The sequence below is a fragment of the Roseateles sp. P4_D2 genome (assembly GCF_056401875.1).
Genome location: NZ_JBFUIM010000003.1, coordinates 496,062 through 513,617, shown reverse-complemented (window position 1 = coordinate 513,617; position 17,556 = coordinate 496,062). Strand labels below are relative to the sequence as shown.

General features: G+C 67.5%; 16 protein-coding genes. 7 read left to right on the top strand and 9 right to left on the bottom strand.

Annotated elements, in window-relative coordinates; translation table 11 throughout:
* The first annotated feature begins 1 nt into the window (after position 1).
* Positions 2-1,294: an efflux RND transporter periplasmic adaptor subunit gene (locus AC1DW0_RS07995; RefSeq protein WP_477945329.1), complete on the top strand. Its 1,293-nt coding sequence runs from the start codon at positions 2-4 to the stop codon at positions 1,292-1,294.
* Positions 1,291-4,431, top strand: a complete 3,141-nt coding sequence (locus tag AC1DW0_RS07990) for an efflux RND transporter permease subunit (RefSeq protein WP_477945328.1) — start codon at positions 1,291-1,293, stop codon at positions 4,429-4,431. Before AC1DW0_RS07995 ends, AC1DW0_RS07990 begins: the two co-directional genes overlap by 4 nt.
* An 11-nt stretch (positions 4,432-4,442) precedes the next feature.
* On the opposite strand, the gene AC1DW0_RS07985 is transcribed toward AC1DW0_RS07990, so the two are convergent.
* From AC1DW0_RS07985 to AC1DW0_RS07975, 3 genes are read right to left on the bottom strand one after another with little or no spacing between them, the layout of a single operon-like run.
* Positions 4,443-5,768, bottom strand: a complete 1,326-nt coding sequence (locus AC1DW0_RS07985; protein ID WP_477945327.1) for an NAD(P)/FAD-dependent oxidoreductase — start codon at positions 5,766-5,768, stop codon at positions 4,443-4,445.
* Between the two features lie 20 nt (positions 5,769-5,788).
* Positions 5,789-6,508, bottom strand: coding sequence for a cupin domain-containing protein (locus AC1DW0_RS07980; protein ID WP_477945326.1), 720 nt, complete (start codon positions 6,506-6,508; stop codon positions 5,789-5,791).
* Entirely contained in the window at positions 6,505-7,974 is a 1,470-nt protein-coding gene (locus tag AC1DW0_RS07975; protein WP_477945325.1) for an aldehyde dehydrogenase family protein, read from the bottom strand. Before AC1DW0_RS07975 ends, AC1DW0_RS07980 begins: the two co-directional genes overlap by 4 nt.
* A gap of 164 nt (positions 7,975-8,138) precedes the next feature.
* Between AC1DW0_RS07975 and AC1DW0_RS07970 the strand changes: the two genes are divergently transcribed.
* Entirely contained in the window at positions 8,139-9,308 is a 1,170-nt protein-coding gene (locus tag AC1DW0_RS07970; protein ID WP_477945324.1) for a M20 aminoacylase family protein, read from the top strand.
* A gap of 266 nt (positions 9,309-9,574) precedes the next feature.
* On the opposite strand, the gene AC1DW0_RS07965 is transcribed toward AC1DW0_RS07970, so the two are convergent.
* Positions 9,575-9,964 carry a hypothetical protein gene (locus AC1DW0_RS07965; protein WP_477945323.1) on the bottom strand — a complete coding sequence of 130 codons (390 nt, stop codon included), beginning with the start codon at positions 9,962-9,964 and terminating at the stop codon, positions 9,575-9,577.
* A gap of 17 nt (positions 9,965-9,981) precedes the next feature.
* Here AC1DW0_RS07965 and AC1DW0_RS07960 point away from each other — a divergent pair, with 17 nt between their 5' ends.
* The 4 genes from AC1DW0_RS07960 (at position 9,982) to AC1DW0_RS07945 (ending at position 12,110) form a co-directional block, all read left to right on the top strand.
* The gene (locus AC1DW0_RS07960; RefSeq protein ID WP_477945322.1) at positions 9,982-10,158 is read left to right on the top strand and encodes a hypothetical protein; all 177 of its coding nucleotides are present in this window, start codon (positions 9,982-9,984) and stop codon (positions 10,156-10,158) included.
* 314 nt (positions 10,159-10,472) lie between these two features.
* Positions 10,473-10,838 (top strand): hypothetical protein, encoded by a 366-nt coding sequence (locus AC1DW0_RS07955; protein WP_477945321.1) that lies wholly within the window; start codon positions 10,473-10,475, stop codon positions 10,836-10,838.
* 68 nt (positions 10,839-10,906) lie between these two features.
* The gene (locus tag AC1DW0_RS07950; protein WP_477945320.1) at positions 10,907-11,674 is read left to right on the top strand and encodes an MltR family transcriptional regulator; all 768 of its coding nucleotides are present in this window, start codon (positions 10,907-10,909) and stop codon (positions 11,672-11,674) included.
* A gap of 220 nt (positions 11,675-11,894) precedes the next feature.
* Positions 11,895-12,110 (top strand): hypothetical protein, encoded by a 216-nt coding sequence (locus AC1DW0_RS07945; protein WP_477945319.1) that lies wholly within the window; start codon positions 11,895-11,897, stop codon positions 12,108-12,110.
* Positions 12,111-12,428: 318 nt separating this feature from the next.
* Here the strand turns inward: AC1DW0_RS07945 and AC1DW0_RS07940 are convergent, their stop codons facing one another.
* The 5 genes from AC1DW0_RS07940 to AC1DW0_RS07920 form a co-directional block, all read right to left on the bottom strand.
* Positions 12,429-12,797, bottom strand: a complete 369-nt coding sequence (locus AC1DW0_RS07940) for a DUF1428 domain-containing protein (protein WP_056197103.1) — start codon at positions 12,795-12,797, stop codon at positions 12,429-12,431.
* 380 nt (positions 12,798-13,177) lie between these two features.
* A complete protein-coding gene (locus AC1DW0_RS07935; protein ID WP_477945318.1) occupies positions 13,178-14,140 on the bottom strand; it encodes a porin in 963 nt (320 codons plus the stop codon).
* Positions 14,141-14,506: 366 nt separating this feature from the next.
* Positions 14,507-15,001, bottom strand: a complete 495-nt coding sequence (locus tag AC1DW0_RS07930) for an Lrp/AsnC family transcriptional regulator (RefSeq protein ID WP_056197100.1) — start codon at positions 14,999-15,001, stop codon at positions 14,507-14,509.
* A 49-nt stretch (positions 15,002-15,050) separates the two neighbouring features.
* Complete coding sequence (locus AC1DW0_RS07925) at positions 15,051-16,490, bottom strand: aminotransferase class III-fold pyridoxal phosphate-dependent enzyme (protein ID WP_477945317.1); 1,440 nt, start codon at positions 16,488-16,490, stop codon at positions 15,051-15,053.
* 134 nt (positions 16,491-16,624) lie between these two features.
* Positions 16,625-17,554 (bottom strand): 2-hydroxyacid dehydrogenase, encoded by a 930-nt coding sequence (locus AC1DW0_RS07920; RefSeq protein WP_477945316.1) that lies wholly within the window; start codon positions 17,552-17,554, stop codon positions 16,625-16,627.
* Positions 17,555-17,556 lie beyond the last annotated feature (2 nt).

Sequence of the window (17,556 nt, the reverse complement as noted above, 5' to 3'; positions counted from 1 at the left end):
CATGACCTCCAACAGCAAGTTGTCTGCCGCGGCCATGGTCCTGGTCGCCCTCGGCGCCGGGCTTGGCTATGGCGTCGCACAGTGGCGCGCCGGGGTATCGCCTGTCGGGCATTTCGCAACCTCGCCAGCCGCCGCCAGCGGCGCGGTGACCGGTGACCGCAAGGTGCTCTATTGGTACGACCCCATGTCGCCGCAGCAGAGATTCGACAAGCCCGGCAAGTCGCCCTTCATGGACATGCAGCTGGTCCCGAAATATGCAGACGAGGCGCCGACCGGCGGCGTGGCCGTCGATCCCCGTGTGGCCCAGATGCTCGGTGTGCGCACCGCAACTGCAGAAAAGCAGCGCATCGGCACCGCGCTGCAAGTCCCAGCCACCGTCCAGCTCAACGAACGCGATATCTCGATCCTGCAGGCCCGCACGGCAGGCTTCGTCCAGCGAGTCGCCCGCCTGGCACCCGGTGATGTCGTGGCCGCCGGCGCCTTCATTGCCGAACTGCTCGTGCCGGAATGGGCCGGCGCCCAGCAGGAGTTCCTGGCGGTGCGCGGTACCGGCGACGAAGCCCTGGCTAGCGCGGCGCGCCAGCGCCTCGTGCTCATGGGCATGCCAGCTTCCCTCATCCAGCAGGTCGAGCGAACGGGTCAAGTCCAGGCGCTGACGACGGTGCATGCGCCCACCGGAGGCCTGGTGCAGGAGTTGATGGTCCGTCCGGGCATGACGGTGTCCCAAGGTATGAGCCTGGCCCGCATCACCGGGCTGTCCACGGTCTGGATCGAGGCTGCGTTGCCCGAAGCTCAGGCCGGCATGGCGCGGGTGGGCGAACCGGTCGATGTGGTGCTGACGGCTTTCCCGGGCGAGACGCTGCGCGGCAAGATCAGCGCGGTGCTGCCGGAGGCCCGCAGCGAGACGCGCACGCTGCGCGTCAGGGTCGAGTTGCGCAACCCCCAGGGGCGCCTGCGGGCCGGCATGTTTGCAACGATGCGGCTGGGCGGGTCCAGCGAGGAAGCACTGGTCGTCCCCGCCGAGGCGGTCATTCGCACCGGCCAGCGCGTGGTGGTCTATGTCGTCGAGCAGCCCGGGCGCTTCACGCCGGTCCAGGTTCGCCTGGGCCGCGAGCTGGGCGACAAGCTGGAGGTCCTGCAGGGCTTGCAGCCGGGCCAGCAGGTTGTCGCTTCGGGCCAGTTCCTCATCGATTCCGAGGCCAGCATGCAGGGGGTGATGCAGCGGCAGGCGAGCCCCGGTGCGCCTGCCGCCAGCGCCGCGTTGCGCCTTGAACCCAAGGGAGGCGCCCAATGATCGCCGCACTGATCCGCTGGTCGGTCGGCAACCGCTTCCTGGTGCTGCTGGCCACGCTCTTTCTCGCTGTCGCCGGCGTGCTCTCGTTGCGCTCCACGCCCATCGACGCGCTGCCGGACCTGTCGGACGTGCAGGTCATCATCCGCACCAGCTACCCCGGCCAGGCGCCGCAGATCGTCGAGAACCAGGTCACCTACCCGCTGGCGACGACCATGCTGTCGGTGCCGGGCGCCAAGACCGTGCGTGCGTTCTCGTTCTTCGGGGACTCCTTCGTCTACGTGATCTTCGAGGACGGCACGGACCTGTACTGGGCACGCTCCCGCGTGCTGGAGTACCTGAACCAAGTCCAGGGCAGGTTGCCGGCGACGGCCAAGCCTTCGCTTGGGCCCGACGCGACCGGCGTGGGCTGGGTGTTCCAGTACGCGCTGGTGGACCGCAGCGGGCAGCACGATCTGTCGCAGCTGCGCGCGCTGCAGGACTGGTTCCTCAAGTTCGAGCTGAAGGCCGTCGCCAATGTCGCCGAGGTCGCCACCGTCGGCGGCATGGTCAAGCAGTACCAGGTGGTCATGGATCCGGCCAAGCTGGTCGCCTACGGCATCACGCACAACCAGGTGCGCGAGGCGCTGATGAACGGCAACCAGGAGGCCGGTGGCGCGGTGCTGGAACTGGCCGAGGCCGAGTACATGGTGCGCGCCAGCGGCTTCCTCAAGTCACTGGACGACTTCCGCAGCATCGTGCTGGCCAGCCGCAATGGCGTGCCGGTGTTGCTGGGCCAGGTCGCCACCGTCCAGATCGGCCCGGAGATGCGCCGCGGCATCACTGAGCTGGATGGCGAAGGCGAGGCGGTGGGCGGCGTGGTGATCCTGCGCACCGGCAAGAACGCCCAGGCCACCATTGCCGCGGTCAAAGACAAGCTCAAGCAGCTACAGGCCAGCCTGCCCAAAGGCGTCGAGATCGTCACGACCTATGACCGCAGCTCGCTGATCCAGCGCGCCATCGACAACCTGTCGATGAAGTTGGTCGAGGAATTCATCGTAGTCGCGATCGTCTGTGCGGTGTTCCTGTGGCACTTGCGCTCCGCGCTGGTAGCCATCATCTCGCTGCCGCTGGGCGTCATGGCGGCCTTCCTGGTCATGCAATACCAGGGGCTGAACGCCAACATCATGTCGCTGGGCGGCATCGCCATTGCCGTCGGCGCCATGGTGGATGCGGCCGTCGTCATGATCGAGAACGCGCACAAGAAGCTGGAGGCTTGGCAGCACGCGCACCCGGATGAAGAGTTGAAGGGTGAGGCCCGCTGGGCGGTCATCACTGACGCCGCCGTCGAGGTGGGGCCAGCGCTGTTCTTCTCGCTGCTGATCATCACGCTGTCCTTTGTGCCGGTCTTCACGTTGCAGGCGCAGGAGGGTCGGCTGTTCGGGCCTCTGGCCTACACGAAGACCTATGCCATGGCGGCTGCCGCGGGCCTGTCGGTCACGCTGATCCCGGTGCTGATGGGCTACTGGATTCGCGGACGCATCCCGGACGAGCGGCGCAATCCGATCACGCGGGGGCTGATCGCGATGTATCGGCCGGCGCTGGAAGTCGTGCTGCGCTGGCCCAAAGCCACGATCGTGGTGGGCGTGGCGGCGTTCGCGACAACCTTATGGCCTCTGATGCGCCTGGGGGGTGAGTTCCTGCCGCCCCTGGACGAGGGCGACCTGTTGTACATGCCATCGGCGCTCCCTGGCCTGTCGGCCCAAAAGGCCGCCGAGCTGCTGCAGATCACCGATCGCATGATCAAGACGGTGCCCGAGGTGCAAAGGGTGTTCGGCAAGGCCGGGCGGGCCGAGACCGCCACCGACCCGGCGCCATTGGAGATGTTCGAGACCACCGTCCAGCTCAAGCCGCGCGACCAGTGGCGCCCGGGCATGACGCCGGAGAAGCTGGTGGAGGAACTGGACCGCACGGTGAAGGTGCCTGGCCTGAGCAACATTTGGATCCCACCGATCCGCAACCGCATCGACATGTTGGCCACTGGCATCAAGAGCCCCATCGGCGTGAAGGTCTCCGCCACGGATCTGACCGCCATTGATCGGGTCGCTGCCCAGATCGAGGCGGTGGCGAAGAATGTGCCCGGTGTCAGCTCGGCGTTGGCCGAGCGACTGACTGGCGGCCGCTACGTCGACGTGCAGATCGACCGGGCGGCAGCGGCGCGGTTTGGCATGAACGTGAGCGACGTGCAGGCGGTGGTGTCAGGCGCCATCGGAGGCGAGAACGTCGGTGAGACCGTCGAAGGACTGGCCCGTTTCCCGATCAACCTGCGCTATCCGCGCGAACTGCGCGACACGCCGCAGAAGCTGCGCAACCTGACGGTGCTCACACCCGGCGGCCAGCAGGTGACGCTGGGCAGCTTGGCCACCGTCGCGCTTGTCGACGGCCCGCCCATGCTCAAGAGCGAGAACGCCCGGCCATCCGGCTGGGTCTACGTCGACGTGCGCGGCCGTGACCTGGCGTCGGTCGCTGGTGACTTGCGGCGCGCGGTGGCCCAGCAGGTGCGCCTGGAGCCGGGCATGAGCCTGGCGTACTCCGGGCAGTTCGAGTACATGGAGCGCGCCAACGAGCGGCTGAAGGTCGTCGTGCCGGCGACGCTGCTCATCATCTTCGTGCTGCTGTACCTGACGTTCCGGCGTGCCGAGGAGGCTGCGCTGATCATGGCCACGCTGCCGCTCGCGTTGACCGGCGGGGTCTGGTTCCTCTACCTGCTGGGCTACAACCTGTCCGTGGCCACCGGCGTGGGCTTCATCGCGCTGGCGGGCGTGTCGGCGGAATTCGGGGTGGTGATGCTGCTGTACCTCAAGCACGCGCTCGAAGACCGGATGCGCGCCGGCATGCCCATGACGCGGGACGTGGTGCTCGACGCCGTCCGCGAGGGCGCCGTGCTGCGGGTGCGGCCCAAGGCAATGACGGTGGCCGTGATCCTCGCCGGCCTGCTGCCCATCGTCTGCGGCTCGGGCACCGGCTCCGAGGTCATGAGCCGGATTGCCGCGCCCATGCTTGGCGGCATGTTGACGGCGCCGCTGCTGTCCCTTTTCGTCGTGCCGGCGGCTTTCACATTGATGCGAGGAAGGCCGCAGCCAGCTGCATGCCTGCAGTGACACGCTTGGCACTAGAAATCAGCGACCTTGCCCCAGGACGACTCGTTGAATCGTGAGGGGTTGAAAGGCGCGGGATCAAAGATCGGCCGGGCCCCTGTGACCAGGTCGGCGATCAGGTGACCTGCGCCGGGGCCGATGCCGAACCCGTGGCCGGAAAAGCCCGCGGCCAGGATGAAGCCGGGCATCTGCGGCAGTTCCCCGATACCCGGCACGCCGTCGGGCGTGCTGTCGATGTAGCCCGCCCAGGTGCTGGCGATGCGGGCGTCGCGCAGCGCCGGCAACAAGTCGATGGCACGGCGGTGGGTTTCGCGAACCCCGGCAGGGTCGGGCTTCGGGTTGAGGATCCGTGCGCGTTCCATGGGTGTGGGCGCGTCCAGCTTCCAGCGTGCGCGGGTCTCGTGGCCCCAGCGCATGCCTTCCCAGCCGCCGGGAAACACGTTGCGCCAGCGCTTGGCGAACATCGGGATGAACTGTGGCGCGAAGCGCATCAATTGCGGCGTGGGGTCGACGCGCCCACGGCCGCTGATGGCCAGGACGTAGTGGCCGTCGGGCCGACGGGTGACTGCGACGCGCGGGCCCGCCAGGGCGTCCGGCAGGCGCTGTTCCACCGGTGCCAGGCGCACGATGGATTGACGCACCGTGGCGAGCGGGAACCGCACGCCGAGCTGGTTGCAGAACGATGACGCCCACGCACCGCCCGCGAGCACCGCGGTGCGGGTCTTGATGGTCCCGGCTTCCGTCACGACGCCGCTGACACGCCCGCCTTCCAGCTCGATGCCGCGAGCGGCGCAGTTCTGGTGGACGGTGCCGCCGAGTTTCATGAGCGCGGCTGCCACGGCAGGCGCCGCCTTGGCCGGGTCGGCCGTACCGTCGCTCTGCGAGAAGACGCCGCCTTTCCACACGCGGCCGGTCGCCTGGCCCCGTTCCGACGCCTCGCGGCCACTGAGCATGTGGGTGGTCACGCCAGCCGTCTTCGCCAGCTCGCGCCAGCTGGCCCAGCCGGAAATCTGCGCTTCGTCGTCGCTCAGGTAGAGCAAGCCGCAGCGCTTGAAGCCCGTGTCCTCGCCGGTGTCGGCGGCAAACTGATCCCAGAGTTCAAGGCTCTTGGTGGCCATCGGCAGTTCGCGGGCGTCCCGGTTCTGCTGGCGGCACCAGCCCCAGTTGCGGCTCGACTGCTCGGCGCCGATGAGGCCCTTCTCGACCACGGCGACCGACAGGCCGCGCCGGGCCAGGTAGTAGGCGGTGAAGACACCGATGATGCCGCCGCCGATCACGACAACGTCGGCACTGGCCGGCGGCTTGGGCGAGGTCTCGATGAGGCGCAATGGCTGGGACATGTTGGATCTTGACAGTCGTTTCAGGCCGGGACGGCTTGCACCACGTAGAACTTCGCGACGTGGTCGCGGCTCTCCCAGCCGATGGGCGCGCCCTGCGGCACGAAGAGCGCATCGCCAGCGCCCGCCGACAGCACGCTGCCGTTGGGACTGGCGAATCGCACGTTGCCGGCCAGCAGGTGCATGAATTCATTGAGAGGATGCGGGCGGACGACGCGGTGGTAGGGCGTCGAGTCCCAGGTGCCGGCGCGGTACTGCGTCTGCTCCTCAGTGAAGACGTTGTCGCTGCGGCAGGCCGGGCTCGGGCCTAGCAGCGTTTGCGCCGGTGGCGGGTTGGAGGGCTTCAGGTCGGCCTCGGCGTGCAAGGGCGTGATGCCGGGCGCCGATGGGCCATCACTTGCGGCCGCGCAGCACACGAAGCGCACGCCAACCCCGGCCTGGATGCGCACCGCAGTCCCCCGTGCGATGACGGCGCCCGCCTCGGGACCGAGCACCAGCGGCGCCGCGCCAGCCGCTGTCAGCGTCAGCTGGCCCGCCACGACGACGAGGGTCTCGGTATGAGGAAAGCTGGCCACGTCGATGTCGCCAGTGAAGTTGACCCGGCCGGCGATCATCGCGCCGGGTCCTTCCCAGGCGATCTCGCGACATGGTGCGAACGGGTCGTCCTTGCCGAAGGCCGCCTTGCAGAAAGTGGTTGAGATGGAGGCACCGTGGGCGCGGTGCAGCAGCAGGGCTGCGGTCATGTTGGCTCCTCGTTCATGTAGCCAAGAATGGCTTTGGTTTCCAGGTATTCCTGCAGGCCTTCGACGCCGTACTCGCGGCCGTTGCCCGAGCGCTTGTAGCCGCCGAAGGGGGCGTGTGGGTTCCAGGCCGGATGGTTGATGTGCACCTGCCCCGAGCGGATGCGCGCAGCGACGGCGCGCGCGGCGGCGGGGTCGCGGCTCTGCACATGGGCGCCCAGGCCGTAGACCGTGTCGTTGGCGATCTCCACGGCCTCGTCCACGCCGTCGTAGGCAATGATGGACAGCACCGGCCCGAAGATCTCCTCCTGGGCGATGCGCATACGGGGCTGCACGCTGGAGAAGATGGTCGGGCGGACGTAGAAGCCGCGCTCCAGGCCCGGCGGCCGGCCGGGGCCGCCGCAGACGAGCCGGGCGCCTTCGGCGAGGCCGGCCTCGATCATTTCCTGAACGCGGTTGAACTGGGCGCGATTGGCGACCGGACCGTGCGTCGTCTGCGGCAAGCGCGGGTCACCCACGACGAGGGCCGCGGCCGCTTCGGCGGCGAGCCGCTCGACCTCCGCCAGGCGCTCGCGCGGGACGATCATGCGGGTCGGGGCGCTGCAGGACTGGCCGACGTTGCGGAAGGCCGCGGCCACGCCCAGAGGTATGGCGCGCGGGAGGTCCGCGTCGGGCAGAACGATGTTGGGCGACTTGCCGCCCAGTTCCTGCGCGACCCGCTTGACCGTCGGCGCGGCCGCCTGGGCCACCAGCACGCCGGCGCGCGTCGAGCCGGTGATCGAGATCATGTCGACATCCGGGTGCGCCGCCAGCGCTGCGCCAACCTCCGGCCCCTCGCCATTGACGAGGTTGAACACGCCGGCAGGGACGCCGGCATCGCGCATCACCTCGGCGAAGAGCAGCGCGCTCAAGGGCGACAGCTCGCTGGGCTTCAGCACGACGGTGCACCCCGCCGCCAGCGCGGGGCCGACCTTGGCGGTGATCTGGTAAAGCGGCCAGTTCCAGGGCGTGATCAGCCCGCACACGCCGATGGGCTCGCGCAGGATGGACACACCCTCGCGATGGGTCAGGAAGGGATAGCTGCGTGCCAGGTCACGCGCCACGCGGATGTGCTCTGCGGCAATGGGCACCTGCGTGCTGCGCGCGACGCTGATGGCGGCGCCCATTTCCAACGAGATGGCCTGCGCGAACCACTCCGCGCGCTCCAGGATCAAGGCGTGCACTCGGTCGAGCAACGCGGCCCGGGTTTCGACCGCACTGACGGACCAGGTGGTGAACGCCCCCCGGGCTGCGGCCACGGCGGCGTCGACGTCCTGCGCATTGCCCAGCGCGATCTCAGCGACGGCCTGCTCCGTCGATGGGTCGATGACGGCGCTGCGGGCCTGGCCCGTCGGTGCACGCCACTCACCGCCGATGAAGAGGCGATCCAGGTGGCCGGCGTTCGTGAGGCGCTCGATGACGGGGTGCATTCAGTGTGTCCTTTGGGGCCAGGCAAGGCGAACGAAAGTAGACATGAAGGGCCGCTTGTGGGCGTGCCGGATGTGCGCCGGCTTTCGCAAGAATCTGTCGTGCCGGCCCCGCAGAACAGCGAGCGCTGCTGTGGATGGCCGCTGCCCCGGATCTAAGCTCGGCCATGCTTGAAGAACAGATCCCCGCCACTGCGGTCGACGACCTGATGCCCGACCTGGTCGCCTTGCGCCGCGACCTGCATGCCCACCCGGAGCTGGCCTTCCAGGAGCGGCGCACCGCCGGCATCGTCGCGGCGGCGTTGCGCCTGCTCGGGCTCGAAGTGCACGAAGGCCTGGGTGGCACCGGTGTCGTCGGCACGCTGCGCCACGGCACGAGCGGCCGCTCGGTCGGGCTGCGTGCCGACATGGACGCACTGCCGATGGCCGAACAGTCGCGCCTGGGCCATGCCAGCCGCCATGCCGGCGCACACCACGGCTGCGGCCACGACGGCCACACCGCGATGCTGCTCGGCGCCGCGCGGCACCTGGCACGCACCCGGCAGTTCGACGGCACGGTGCACTTCATCTTCCAGCCGGCCGAGGAGGGGCAGGGCGGCGCCCGTGTGATGGTGGAGCAAGGGCTGTTCGAACGCTTCCCCTGCGACGCGGTCTACGCACTGCACAACTGGCCCGACCTGCCGCTGGGCCACGCGCAGACACGGCCCGGCCCCATCATGGCGGCGGCCGACCGCTTCGACATCACGCTGCGCGGCCGGGGTGGCCACGCCGCGCAGCCGCACCACACGCCCGACGCGCTGCTGGCCGCGAGCCAGCTGCTCGTGCAGCTCAACACCATCGTCTCGCGCCGCATCGACCCGGCCGATTCGGCCGTGCTGTCGGTCACCAAGCTGGAGGGCGGCCAGAGCCACAACGTGCTGCCGGCCGAAGCCCGCATCACCGGCACGGTCCGCAGCTTCGACGCAGCGGTGCAGGACCGCATCGAGTCCGCGCTGCGCGACGCGGCGGCCGGCGTGGCGCTGGGCCATGGCCTGGCGGTCGACGTGGCCTACACCCGCTACTACCCGTCCACCATCAACACGTCGGCGGAGGCCGCGCTCGCACTGGCCGCCGCTGCCGATGCCGGCCTGCACGCCACCGAAGCACCCAAGCCCGCCTTCACCAGCGAGGACTTCGCCTTCATGCTGCGCGAGCGGCCGGGCGCCTATCTGTGGCTGGGGCAGGGCGGCGACAGGCCGCTGCACCATCCCTGCTACGACTTCAACGACGAGGCGCTGCCGAACGGGGTGCGGTGGTTCTGTGCGTTGGTGGAGCGCGTGCTTCGGCCCGGCGAATGATCGTCGGCAAAGCTGGAGCGACGGGCATTCGTGAAGTGACCGCGGCGCCTCCGGGACCGGCCCTTCAGAGTGGGCCTTGTCTGCGCCGACCCAGGATCTAGGTACCTCTCGGATCAACGGCAGGTATCACAGTCGGCCAGCTGGCGGTTCCGACCCGTTGCAGTCATCGCGTCTGCGGCTTTGGGCGACAGCTACGTGCCCAAAGCAGAAGTTCGAGATCAGGGCTCGAGGGCGGTTCCGCAGCGGAAGCCGACAACGGACGCCGGTCAACGACTCTGCCAACAACCGTATCCGTACACCATTGAGTAGGTCTCGTCGCTGAAGCCAGGGAACGTCCGCTTCAAAAAGGCGATGCCCCTTCCGTCTCCGTCATAGTCGGCAGAAAAGTACGCCGCTTGAAGAAGTGCCGATGCCTTTTTCTCGGCGTCCGAGATCTCTTCTGCGGTTGCGTCGGGGAACTGGCCCGGCAGCTCCGGGGGAGCCTCGTACACACCGCGCCATGTGTAATCCCCCAACCATCTGATTTTCCAGGCTGCCGCATCAAGGAGCGATTCGCCAAAACTCTTTCCCGGATATGGCCGGAGACTCTGGGCTTGAACCGCTGGCTGTTCATCAGGTGGCGTTAGTAGCTTTGGGCGTCGAAACCAATTGAACATGAGAAGGCGATTGTCGTATGGCCTTCAAAGCGGCTGCTATCAGCCTGCTGCCGCAGCTGAGTCAATTTCGGCTCTGGGTCGGCAAGGTGAGCTCGCTGACTCAGGAACTGGTCGATCAAGCCCGGCCAGGCCGAGCGGCAGCTGTTGGCGCCGGCTGCGAACTGGAGATCCCGGCCATGAGCCGTCATCCGTGAACGGCTGCTATGCGGCAAGCAGCATGGCCTCTTGACAGAGGCTCGGCTGCCGGGCTGCTGGCCGGGAATTTGCACCATTGCGCCGGGTCTGGGCGGCTGGCAGAGTTGTGGCGATGGACGCTGCTTTCCGCATCAATTTAATAGCACTGAATTCCGGCATTCCGGCCGAATTCTTATTGCCGCACAAGGACTTGCCGTGAATGTCGCTGACTTGGTTAAGCAGCAGTCGCCGGAGTTATGCAGCACGACGTGCTGGATAAACTAGTAGTTAGGCGGCTTTGATGCGGTTCGTGCCGAGACACAAGGCGCCCACGATGGAAGAGCGTATGGCCAAGTGGTGCGTTGGCCTGCTGGGTGGCTCAATCGTCGTACTCGCCGTGGCCGTCGCGTTAGCTTTCGCTATTGCGCCGAGATCCATTTGGTTGGTGCTGGCTGCAGCCTGCTTAGGCGTCTACGTCGCGCAGTTCTACTACCTGAGCTCCATTGGCAAATACGAATCCAGGCAAAGGCTACGTATCTGGCTATCTTCACTTTTCGGCCATCTTCTTGTCTTCGGGGCGGTTCTCTATGTCGTTGGCGAGCCATCCTTGGCGCTTGTTCTTCTGCTTCCAGAGGCTGCTAGCGGGGCAATTCATCTGGTGGCCATCAGCTATGCGTTTAAAACGTTTCGAGCCGCCTAACCATTCATTGCAGCGGACCTGCGCCAGCTTCGCTGGCTGGTCCGTTGAACTCAAACGTTAGGCCGCATGTGAAAGACGCCTCCCCTGATCCCGCGGTCACAGAAGACGAAGTCTTCGGCGGCATCAACTTGCTCACCCGGTCCCTTGATGAGCTTGACGATCGTGGCTTGGTCCTATCTCTGTCAGCCTTCGCGGAGGACGCCCTCGGTTCCCTACTGAAGGCGTACCTCATAGCGTCGGAAGCGTCCGGGCAGCTTCTGGAGGGATTTAACGCGCCCTTAGGCACCCTATCTGCGCGGATAAAAGCCGCTTACGCGATGGGCCTAATCACTACAGAACAGTTTTCTGATCTTGAGCGTCTCCGGAAGATCCGCAACGACTTCGCGCACACGTGGAAGCCTGTTTCGCTCGCGCACCCTAAGCTCGCTGCCCTAGTTCAGGCCATGACTTACAGCCGCGTTGACAGTCGCTTTCCTAAGACGGTGAGCGAAAAGGTGAGGAGCTCCATCAGTTGTCTCCTCATTGAACTTCGATCTGCGGCGCACCAACTCCCAAAGCGGGGTGCGCAGGCGCGGCCTTCTGGTAACCATCTCATCGCTGGCTTTTCAGGCAACGACTTCTCGGCCCAACTGGAGGAGGCGCGCAAGGAGCTGGCGCGTATTCAGCACGAGCTGGAGACCACGGAGGACGAGGAGCGCGCGTTTAACCGTCAACTCCTCGCAGCACTCTCCGACCGCATCGCGCTTGTCAGACGCGCGGAGACGCCGGAGCAGAAAGCCGAGATGGTCGGCCTTTACGAGCAGGTGCGCAGCCTGCGTGTCCAACATGCGGCCTAACAGGTCGTTCGACACGGACACGCAACTGCATTGCGCCGCGAGCCATGCGCGAAAGCATGCGTCGCGCGGCGCAATTCAGTTGCGCTCCGGTCAACTCCGACGTTGAGCATCAGCCTGACGACCTTCATTTACCGACGAGTGCTCGATGACTCCGTGCTTTGAATGCCGATATGTGGTCCGGGGGCGCAGTACCAGCCACGGTCCGTTTGAGGAGCCTGGCGTGGGTTCAATTCGTCGCGTTCCCGATCAGTCGTGGACCGAAGAGCAACTTGTCGCCGAATTCAAGAAGGGTGCGATTGATGCCTTCAACTCCGTCACTCAACATCGTAGAAATCCGAAATACAAGGGCGTATCCAGGCTCGAAGTGACTCTGGGGCCGATTGAGACGATTGACGAAGACACAGTTCGGCCGCCACAGCCGCTTCCTTGGAAGTGAGGCGTGCAGATGCCCAACCATTCATTGCAGCGGACGGCTTCGCCGTCCGCTGAATTCAGACGTTGAACGGCAGCTTTCTGGAGGCCTGGTCGGCCTGTGCCGACGTCCGCTTCGGGCACGAAGCCGGCGCCCGAAGCAGCAGAGGCGATGACCGCTCATGGCCGCCAGTGTGAAGCCATCCAGAGTCCCGAGAGCCGACATACTGGGTCGCAACGACGGGGTGCCCGGCGCAATGTCCCGGAGGCACCGCCTGCGGACCGACGGTTGCGCCAGATGCCCATCGTGACGCGCGGACCAGGGGCGGTGTCGCGTCGTCGCTCAAGCCTTCACTTCGACCACCTGTTCGAAGCCGCCAAAGATCATGCGTTTGCCGTCGAAGGGCATGGGCGGGTTGCCGGGTGTAGACGGATCCATGCGCGGGTCTTCCATCATCTTCTTCATGCCTGCGTCGCGCGTGGCCTTGTCCGGCCATTCGACCCACGAAAAGGCGACCGTCTCCTCGGCGGTGGCCTGGACTGCGCGGCGGAAATCGGTGACCTTGCCGTCAGGGACGTCGTCGCCCCAACCTTCGATCACACGGGTCGCGCCCAGCTCAAGGAACATCGCGTCGAAGTGGCGCGCGTGCTCAATGAACTTCTGCTTGTTGGCGGTAGGGACCGCGATCACGAAACCATCGATGTATGACATGTCTTCACTCCTGCTAAGTTGACCGGACGGAGCGCCCCCCTGAGGGCACCTCGTCTCCCATCGACGAACGACGGGAACCCAAATCGACATGGCCTGCCTGTTGGAGGACATGCGTCCTGTGGCGGCGCCGAAACAGCATGCCCGTGGGATCAGCCGCCGCGGTGCCCGCAGCGTAGACGCCTTGGCCCAGCAGGTTACGCCGAGCGACCCGGCTCCCGACTGCAATTGTTTCGGAGCCTGCGACGTGGCGCCGGTCGGCGCAACCCGGCGCCGGCGTCGGGAGCGCCGTTTGCTGGCAGGGTGGTCGATCCGGCTGCGAGCGCATCGGGGCGGTGTGCCGGGCCAGTTCAATCTCGCGAAGGGGTCGTAGCGAGGCCCGGTCAGAACGAGTGCGTCATGCCCGCGCCGTAGACCTCTTTGGTACCGGTGCCGAGCAGGCGCTTGGAGGCCAGGTCCGCATACACCGTGGTGCGCTTGGACAGGCTGTAGCCGGCGCTCACCGAGACCATCTTCTCCTTCTTCAGGCCGTCCACGTCGGCCTGGCCCCAGCCTGCCTTCAGCGTCGTGGCACCCATCACATAGACCGCGCCCAGCGTCGTCACCTTGGCCTTGGAGCCGGCGACGGATTCGCTGGCGTTGTACATGCCCATCAACGACAGCATGCCGAAGGCGGCACGCACGCCGACCGAGGTCTCGGTGGCGCCGGCGCTGTTCTTGCCGCTGCCCAGCATCATGCGCAGCTTGCCGTCGTTGTAGAGCAGCGTGGCGGCGCGCGTCTTCGCCACAGCGCCTGCGGGCGACTCGGGCGAGGCGCTGACGTGCAGCGAGACGTTGGCGAACTTCGGCGAGTCGTAGAAGACCGCGTTGGCCACGCGGCCCGAGCCGCCGCCGGCCGGGTCGGCGGAGTAGTTCCAGTGCCACAGGTCCCAGGCGGGCGACACGATGCGGTCGTAGTTGCTCCAGGCGTCGAAGGCCCAGTCCTGCGCCTGGATGGCGTCGAGCGCGCGGCCCAGGCGCAAGGCGCCGAAGCCGCCCTTGATGCCGACGGTCGACTCGCCGTGCCAGAACGGCCTGCCCGTGCCGGCCTCCGACGCGCCGGTGTCCGCGTCGAAACGGTGGCGCAGGCGGAAGGTCGCGGCCAGGCCGTCGCCGAGATCCTCGTTGCCAGCGAACTCCAGGTGGCTGCGCTGGATGGTGCCGACGTTCGTGCGGCCGGCTGTGTCGCGGAACACGCCCGCGTCGATACTGCCGCTGACCGTGACGTTGGATTGCGCGTTGGCGACGCTGCCGCACAAGGCAGCGCCGGTGACGACGAGAAGGCGGATACGGGTGAAAGCTGTCATGGATTCCCTCTTGTAGGTTGCTTGTCGGCGACGACGAGGGGCTGCAACTTCGATCCAGAAGCCGCACCGCTCGGTGCCAGGGCATTCCAGCACCGGGGGCTTCGCGCGGCGTCGCGTTGTGGCCGCCCGCGGCGGCACGAACTGCGGTTGTGGAAGGCGCGGGCAGCGCGATCTGCGCCGATGCCGAAACCGCGCGGCGCGCAGGCGATTGCTGCGGTTGGGAGGGGTGTTGCCGGCAGCGTCTGCGGCGTCATCACGACGCGGCGGCGCGGGTTCAGGTGGCTTGTGTCAGCGGCATGAAGTGGGAGGCGGCCCAATGCGCAGCAGGCCCGCATGGTGCGGGCCTGCTCAGGTCAGTGCGGGCGCTCAGCGCGTTTCGTGGAACAGCTTCTCGATCGGGCAATGCGTCTTCACGAACGGCGACTTGATGACGATGTAGCTGAAGTACTTCTCGATGCCGATGTTGCGTTCGAGCAGGCCTTCGATGACCTGCTGGTAGTGGTTCACGCCGCGCGTCATGAAGCGCAGCAGGTAGTCGTAGCCGCCGCTGACGAGATGGCACTCGAGGATCTCGTCGACCTCGCGGATGGCGCTCTCGAAGCGGATGAAGTCCTCGCGGTGGTGGTCGGTCAGCGTGACTTCGGTGAACACCGTCAGCGTGTCGCCCAGCTTCTCCAGCCGCAGGTGGGCGCCGTAGCCGCTGATGTAGCCGGCCTGCTCCAGCCGCTTGACGCGGATGAGGCAGGGGCTCGGTGACAGTCCGACCGCATCGGCGAGATCGACGTTGGTGATGCGGCCGTTCTTCTGCAGCTGGGCCAGGATGCGCAGGTCCAACCGGTCGAGTTTGAGAGCTTCTGCCATGGTGGGTGCCCAAAGGTTGGCGAATGGCGCGATTGTGTGGCGCCGGTGTTCAGCCGCCGGCCATCGCCGTGCGCACGTTGGGTGCTTCCAACGCATCGTCCAGCACGCGGCGCAGGCGCGTGAACAACTCGTCGAGCTCGACCTCGGTGATCGTCAGCGCCGGCGCGAAGCCGAGCACGTGGTCGCCGAAGCTGCGGAACACGAGGCCGCGCTGGTAGCCGAGGGCGAACAGTCGGTCGGCCAGGCCCAATGCCGGGTCGAAGCCGCGCCGGCTGGCCTTGTCGCTCACCAATTCCAGCGCGCCGAGCAGGCCGCGGTAGCGCACGTCGCCCACCAGCGGGTGCGAGCGCAAGGCCTCCAGCCCGGCGGCAAAGCGCGCGGCAACGCGCTGGGCGTTGGCGAGGATGCCGCCCTCTTCGTACAAGCGGATCACTTCCAGCGCCACCGCTGCAGACACCGGATGCGCGGAGTAGGTCGCGCCGTGGCCGATGGGCTGGCCGGCCGGTGCGCCGTCGGCGATGCCGGCGTAGACCCGTTCCGACATCATCGTCGCGCCCATCGGCACATAGCCCGAGGTCAGGCCCTTGGCCAGCGTCATCAGGTCGGGCTGCACGCCCTCGGCATCGCAGGCGAACATCGTGCCGGTGCGGCCGAAGCCGGTGATGACCTCGTCGACGACGAACAGGACGTCCAGCTCGCGCGCCGCGTCGGCCATCGCCTTCAACCAGCCCGGCGGCGGCACGATGACGCCGCCGGAACCTTGGATGGGCTCGCAGAAGAAGGCGGCGACGTTCTCCGCGCCCAGCTCGGCGACCTTGGCGCGCAGCGAGGCGACGGAGGCGGCGATCAGCGCCTGCGCGTCGGCGCCGTTCTCATGGCGGTAGGGGTTGGGTGACGGGATGTGGTGCTGCGTGGCCAACGGCAGGTCGAAGCCGCGGTGGAAGACCGCCAGCGCCGTCAGCCCCGCGCCGGTCGAGGACGAGCCGTGATAGCCCCGCTCCAGCGCGATGAAGTGCTTCTTGGTGGGCCGGCCGGTGTTGTTGTAGTACTGGACGATGAAGCGCACGGCTGCGTCGACCGACTCCGAGCCGCCCAGCGTCAGGTAGGCGCGGGTCAGCGAGGCCGGCGTGATCTCGACCAGCTTGGCCGCCAGGCGAATGGCCGGCTCGCTGGCGAAATGGAAATAGCCGGTCGCATAGGGCAGGCGGCGCATCTGCTCGACGGCGGCCTGCACGACGCTCTCCTGGCCGTAGCCGACGTTGACGCACCACAGGCCCGCAAAGGCGTCGAGCAGTTCGCGCCCCTGGGCATCCTGCAGCCAGACGCCGCGGCCTGAGCTCAGCACCATCGGGCCGCGCTCCTCGTGCCGGCGCCACGGTGCCACGGGGTGGATGAGATGCGCGCGGTCCAGGCCGGCCAGCGCAGCGTGCTGTTCCGGGGTGGTGATGGCGGATCGGGCGGCGGTTTGGGCGAGGGGGAGGGCGGTCATGAGGCGGCGTGTTGCAGTGGATAGCGACGCTTCAGTTTGGGCGTTAGAGGCCGCCGTTGGGTGCTGCATTGGCCGGTCACGGCAGCGTCTTGCGCTGAACTGCGGGCCGCCACGGCAGAAGCTGCCGCTCGCGCTCAATAGCCCTTGTCGCGGTCCACCAGGCCCACCAGCGGCAGCCCCGCTTCGAAGCGCCGCAGGTTGTCCAGCACCACGGCAGCCGCGGTGTCCGGCTGCGTCATGCTGGCGATGTGCGGCGTGATCTGCACGCGCGGATGGCGCCACAGCGGGTCGTCGACCGGCAGGGGCTCGGGATCGGTCACGTCGAGCACGGCTTCGCCGAGGCGGCCGTCGTCAAGGGCGCGCAACAGGTCTGCGCTCACCAGCTGCGGGCCGCGGCCGACGTGAACCAGCGCCGCGCCGCGCGGCAGTGCGTTGCACAACGCGCTGTTCAGCAGGCCGCGCGTCGCGTCGGTCAGTGGCAGCAGGCAGACCAGGATGTCGCTGCGGCCCAGGAAGTCTGCACGCTCGCCCTCACCGGCAAAACACCGCACGCCCTCGATGCTGCGCCGGCTGCGGCTCCAGCCGGCGCAGTCAAAGCCCAGGCCGCGCAGCGCCTGCAGCACCGCTTCGCCAAGCGATCCCAGCCCCAGAACGCCGACGCGGCACTGCGCCGCGGTACGCACCGGCAAAGGCCGCCACAGCCCCTGGGCCTGCTGGCGCCGGTAGGCGGGGCGGTCGCGGTGCATATCCAGCACGGCGTGCAGCACGTACTCCACCATGCCTTGCACGATGCCGGGCTCGACCATGCGCACCAGCGAGACGGTCGGTGGCAACGCGGCGAGGTTGAACTGATCCACGCCGGCGCCGGTCGAGAACAGCAGCTTCAGGTTCGGGAAGCGCTGGGCCAGCTGCTCGGGCTGCTGCCAGGTGGCGAGGTATTGAACTTGGGCTGGATCGCCCACGTCCGGCCAGAGCCGGAAGTCCAGTGTTGGCGCGTCGCGGCGGAACAGTTCGCCCCAGCGCCGGCCGCGCTCGGCGTCAGCCATGTAGAGGAAGGTGGCCATCG

Bases quoted from the DNA above. Each gene is read 5' to 3' on its own strand.
- AC1DW0_RS07935 (WP_477945318.1), bottom strand. From the start codon at position 14,140: ATGACAGCTTTCACCCGTATCCGCCTTCTCGTCGTCACCGGCGCTGCC.
- AC1DW0_RS07930 (WP_056197100.1), bottom strand. From the start codon at position 15,001: ATGGCAGAAGCTCTCAAACTCGACCGGTTGGACCTGCGCATCCTGGCC.
- AC1DW0_RS07960 (WP_477945322.1), top strand. From the start codon at position 9,982: ATGGCCTTCAAAGCGGCTGCTATCAGCCTGCTGCCGCAGCTGAGTCAA.
- AC1DW0_RS07925 (WP_477945317.1), bottom strand. From the start codon at position 16,490: ATGACCGCCCTCCCCCTCGCCCAAACCGCCGCCCGATCCGCCATCACC.
- AC1DW0_RS07965 (WP_477945323.1), bottom strand. From the start codon at position 9,964: ATGTTCAATTGGTTTCGACGCCCAAAGCTACTAACGCCACCTGATGAA.
- AC1DW0_RS07920 (WP_477945316.1), bottom strand. From the start codon at position 17,554: ATGGCCACCTTCCTCTACATGGCTGACGCCGAGCGCGGCCGGCGCTGG.
- AC1DW0_RS07940 (WP_056197103.1), bottom strand. From the start codon at position 12,797: ATGTCATACATCGATGGTTTCGTGATCGCGGTCCCTACCGCCAACAAG.
- AC1DW0_RS07955 (WP_477945321.1), top strand. From the start codon at position 10,473: ATGGAAGAGCGTATGGCCAAGTGGTGCGTTGGCCTGCTGGGTGGCTCA.
- AC1DW0_RS07970 (WP_477945324.1), top strand. From the start codon at position 8,139: ATGCTTGAAGAACAGATCCCCGCCACTGCGGTCGACGACCTGATGCCC.
- AC1DW0_RS07980 (WP_477945326.1), bottom strand. From the start codon at position 6,508: ATGACCGCAGCCCTGCTGCTGCACCGCGCCCACGGTGCCTCCATCTCA.
- AC1DW0_RS07975 (WP_477945325.1), bottom strand. From the start codon at position 7,974: ATGCACCCCGTCATCGAGCGCCTCACGAACGCCGGCCACCTGGATCGC.
- AC1DW0_RS07990 (WP_477945328.1), top strand. From the start codon at position 1,291: ATGATCGCCGCACTGATCCGCTGGTCGGTCGGCAACCGCTTCCTGGTG.
- AC1DW0_RS07985 (WP_477945327.1), bottom strand. From the start codon at position 5,768: ATGTCCCAGCCATTGCGCCTCATCGAGACCTCGCCCAAGCCGCCGGCC.
- AC1DW0_RS07995 (WP_477945329.1), top strand. From the start codon at position 2: ATGACCTCCAACAGCAAGTTGTCTGCCGCGGCCATGGTCCTGGTCGCC.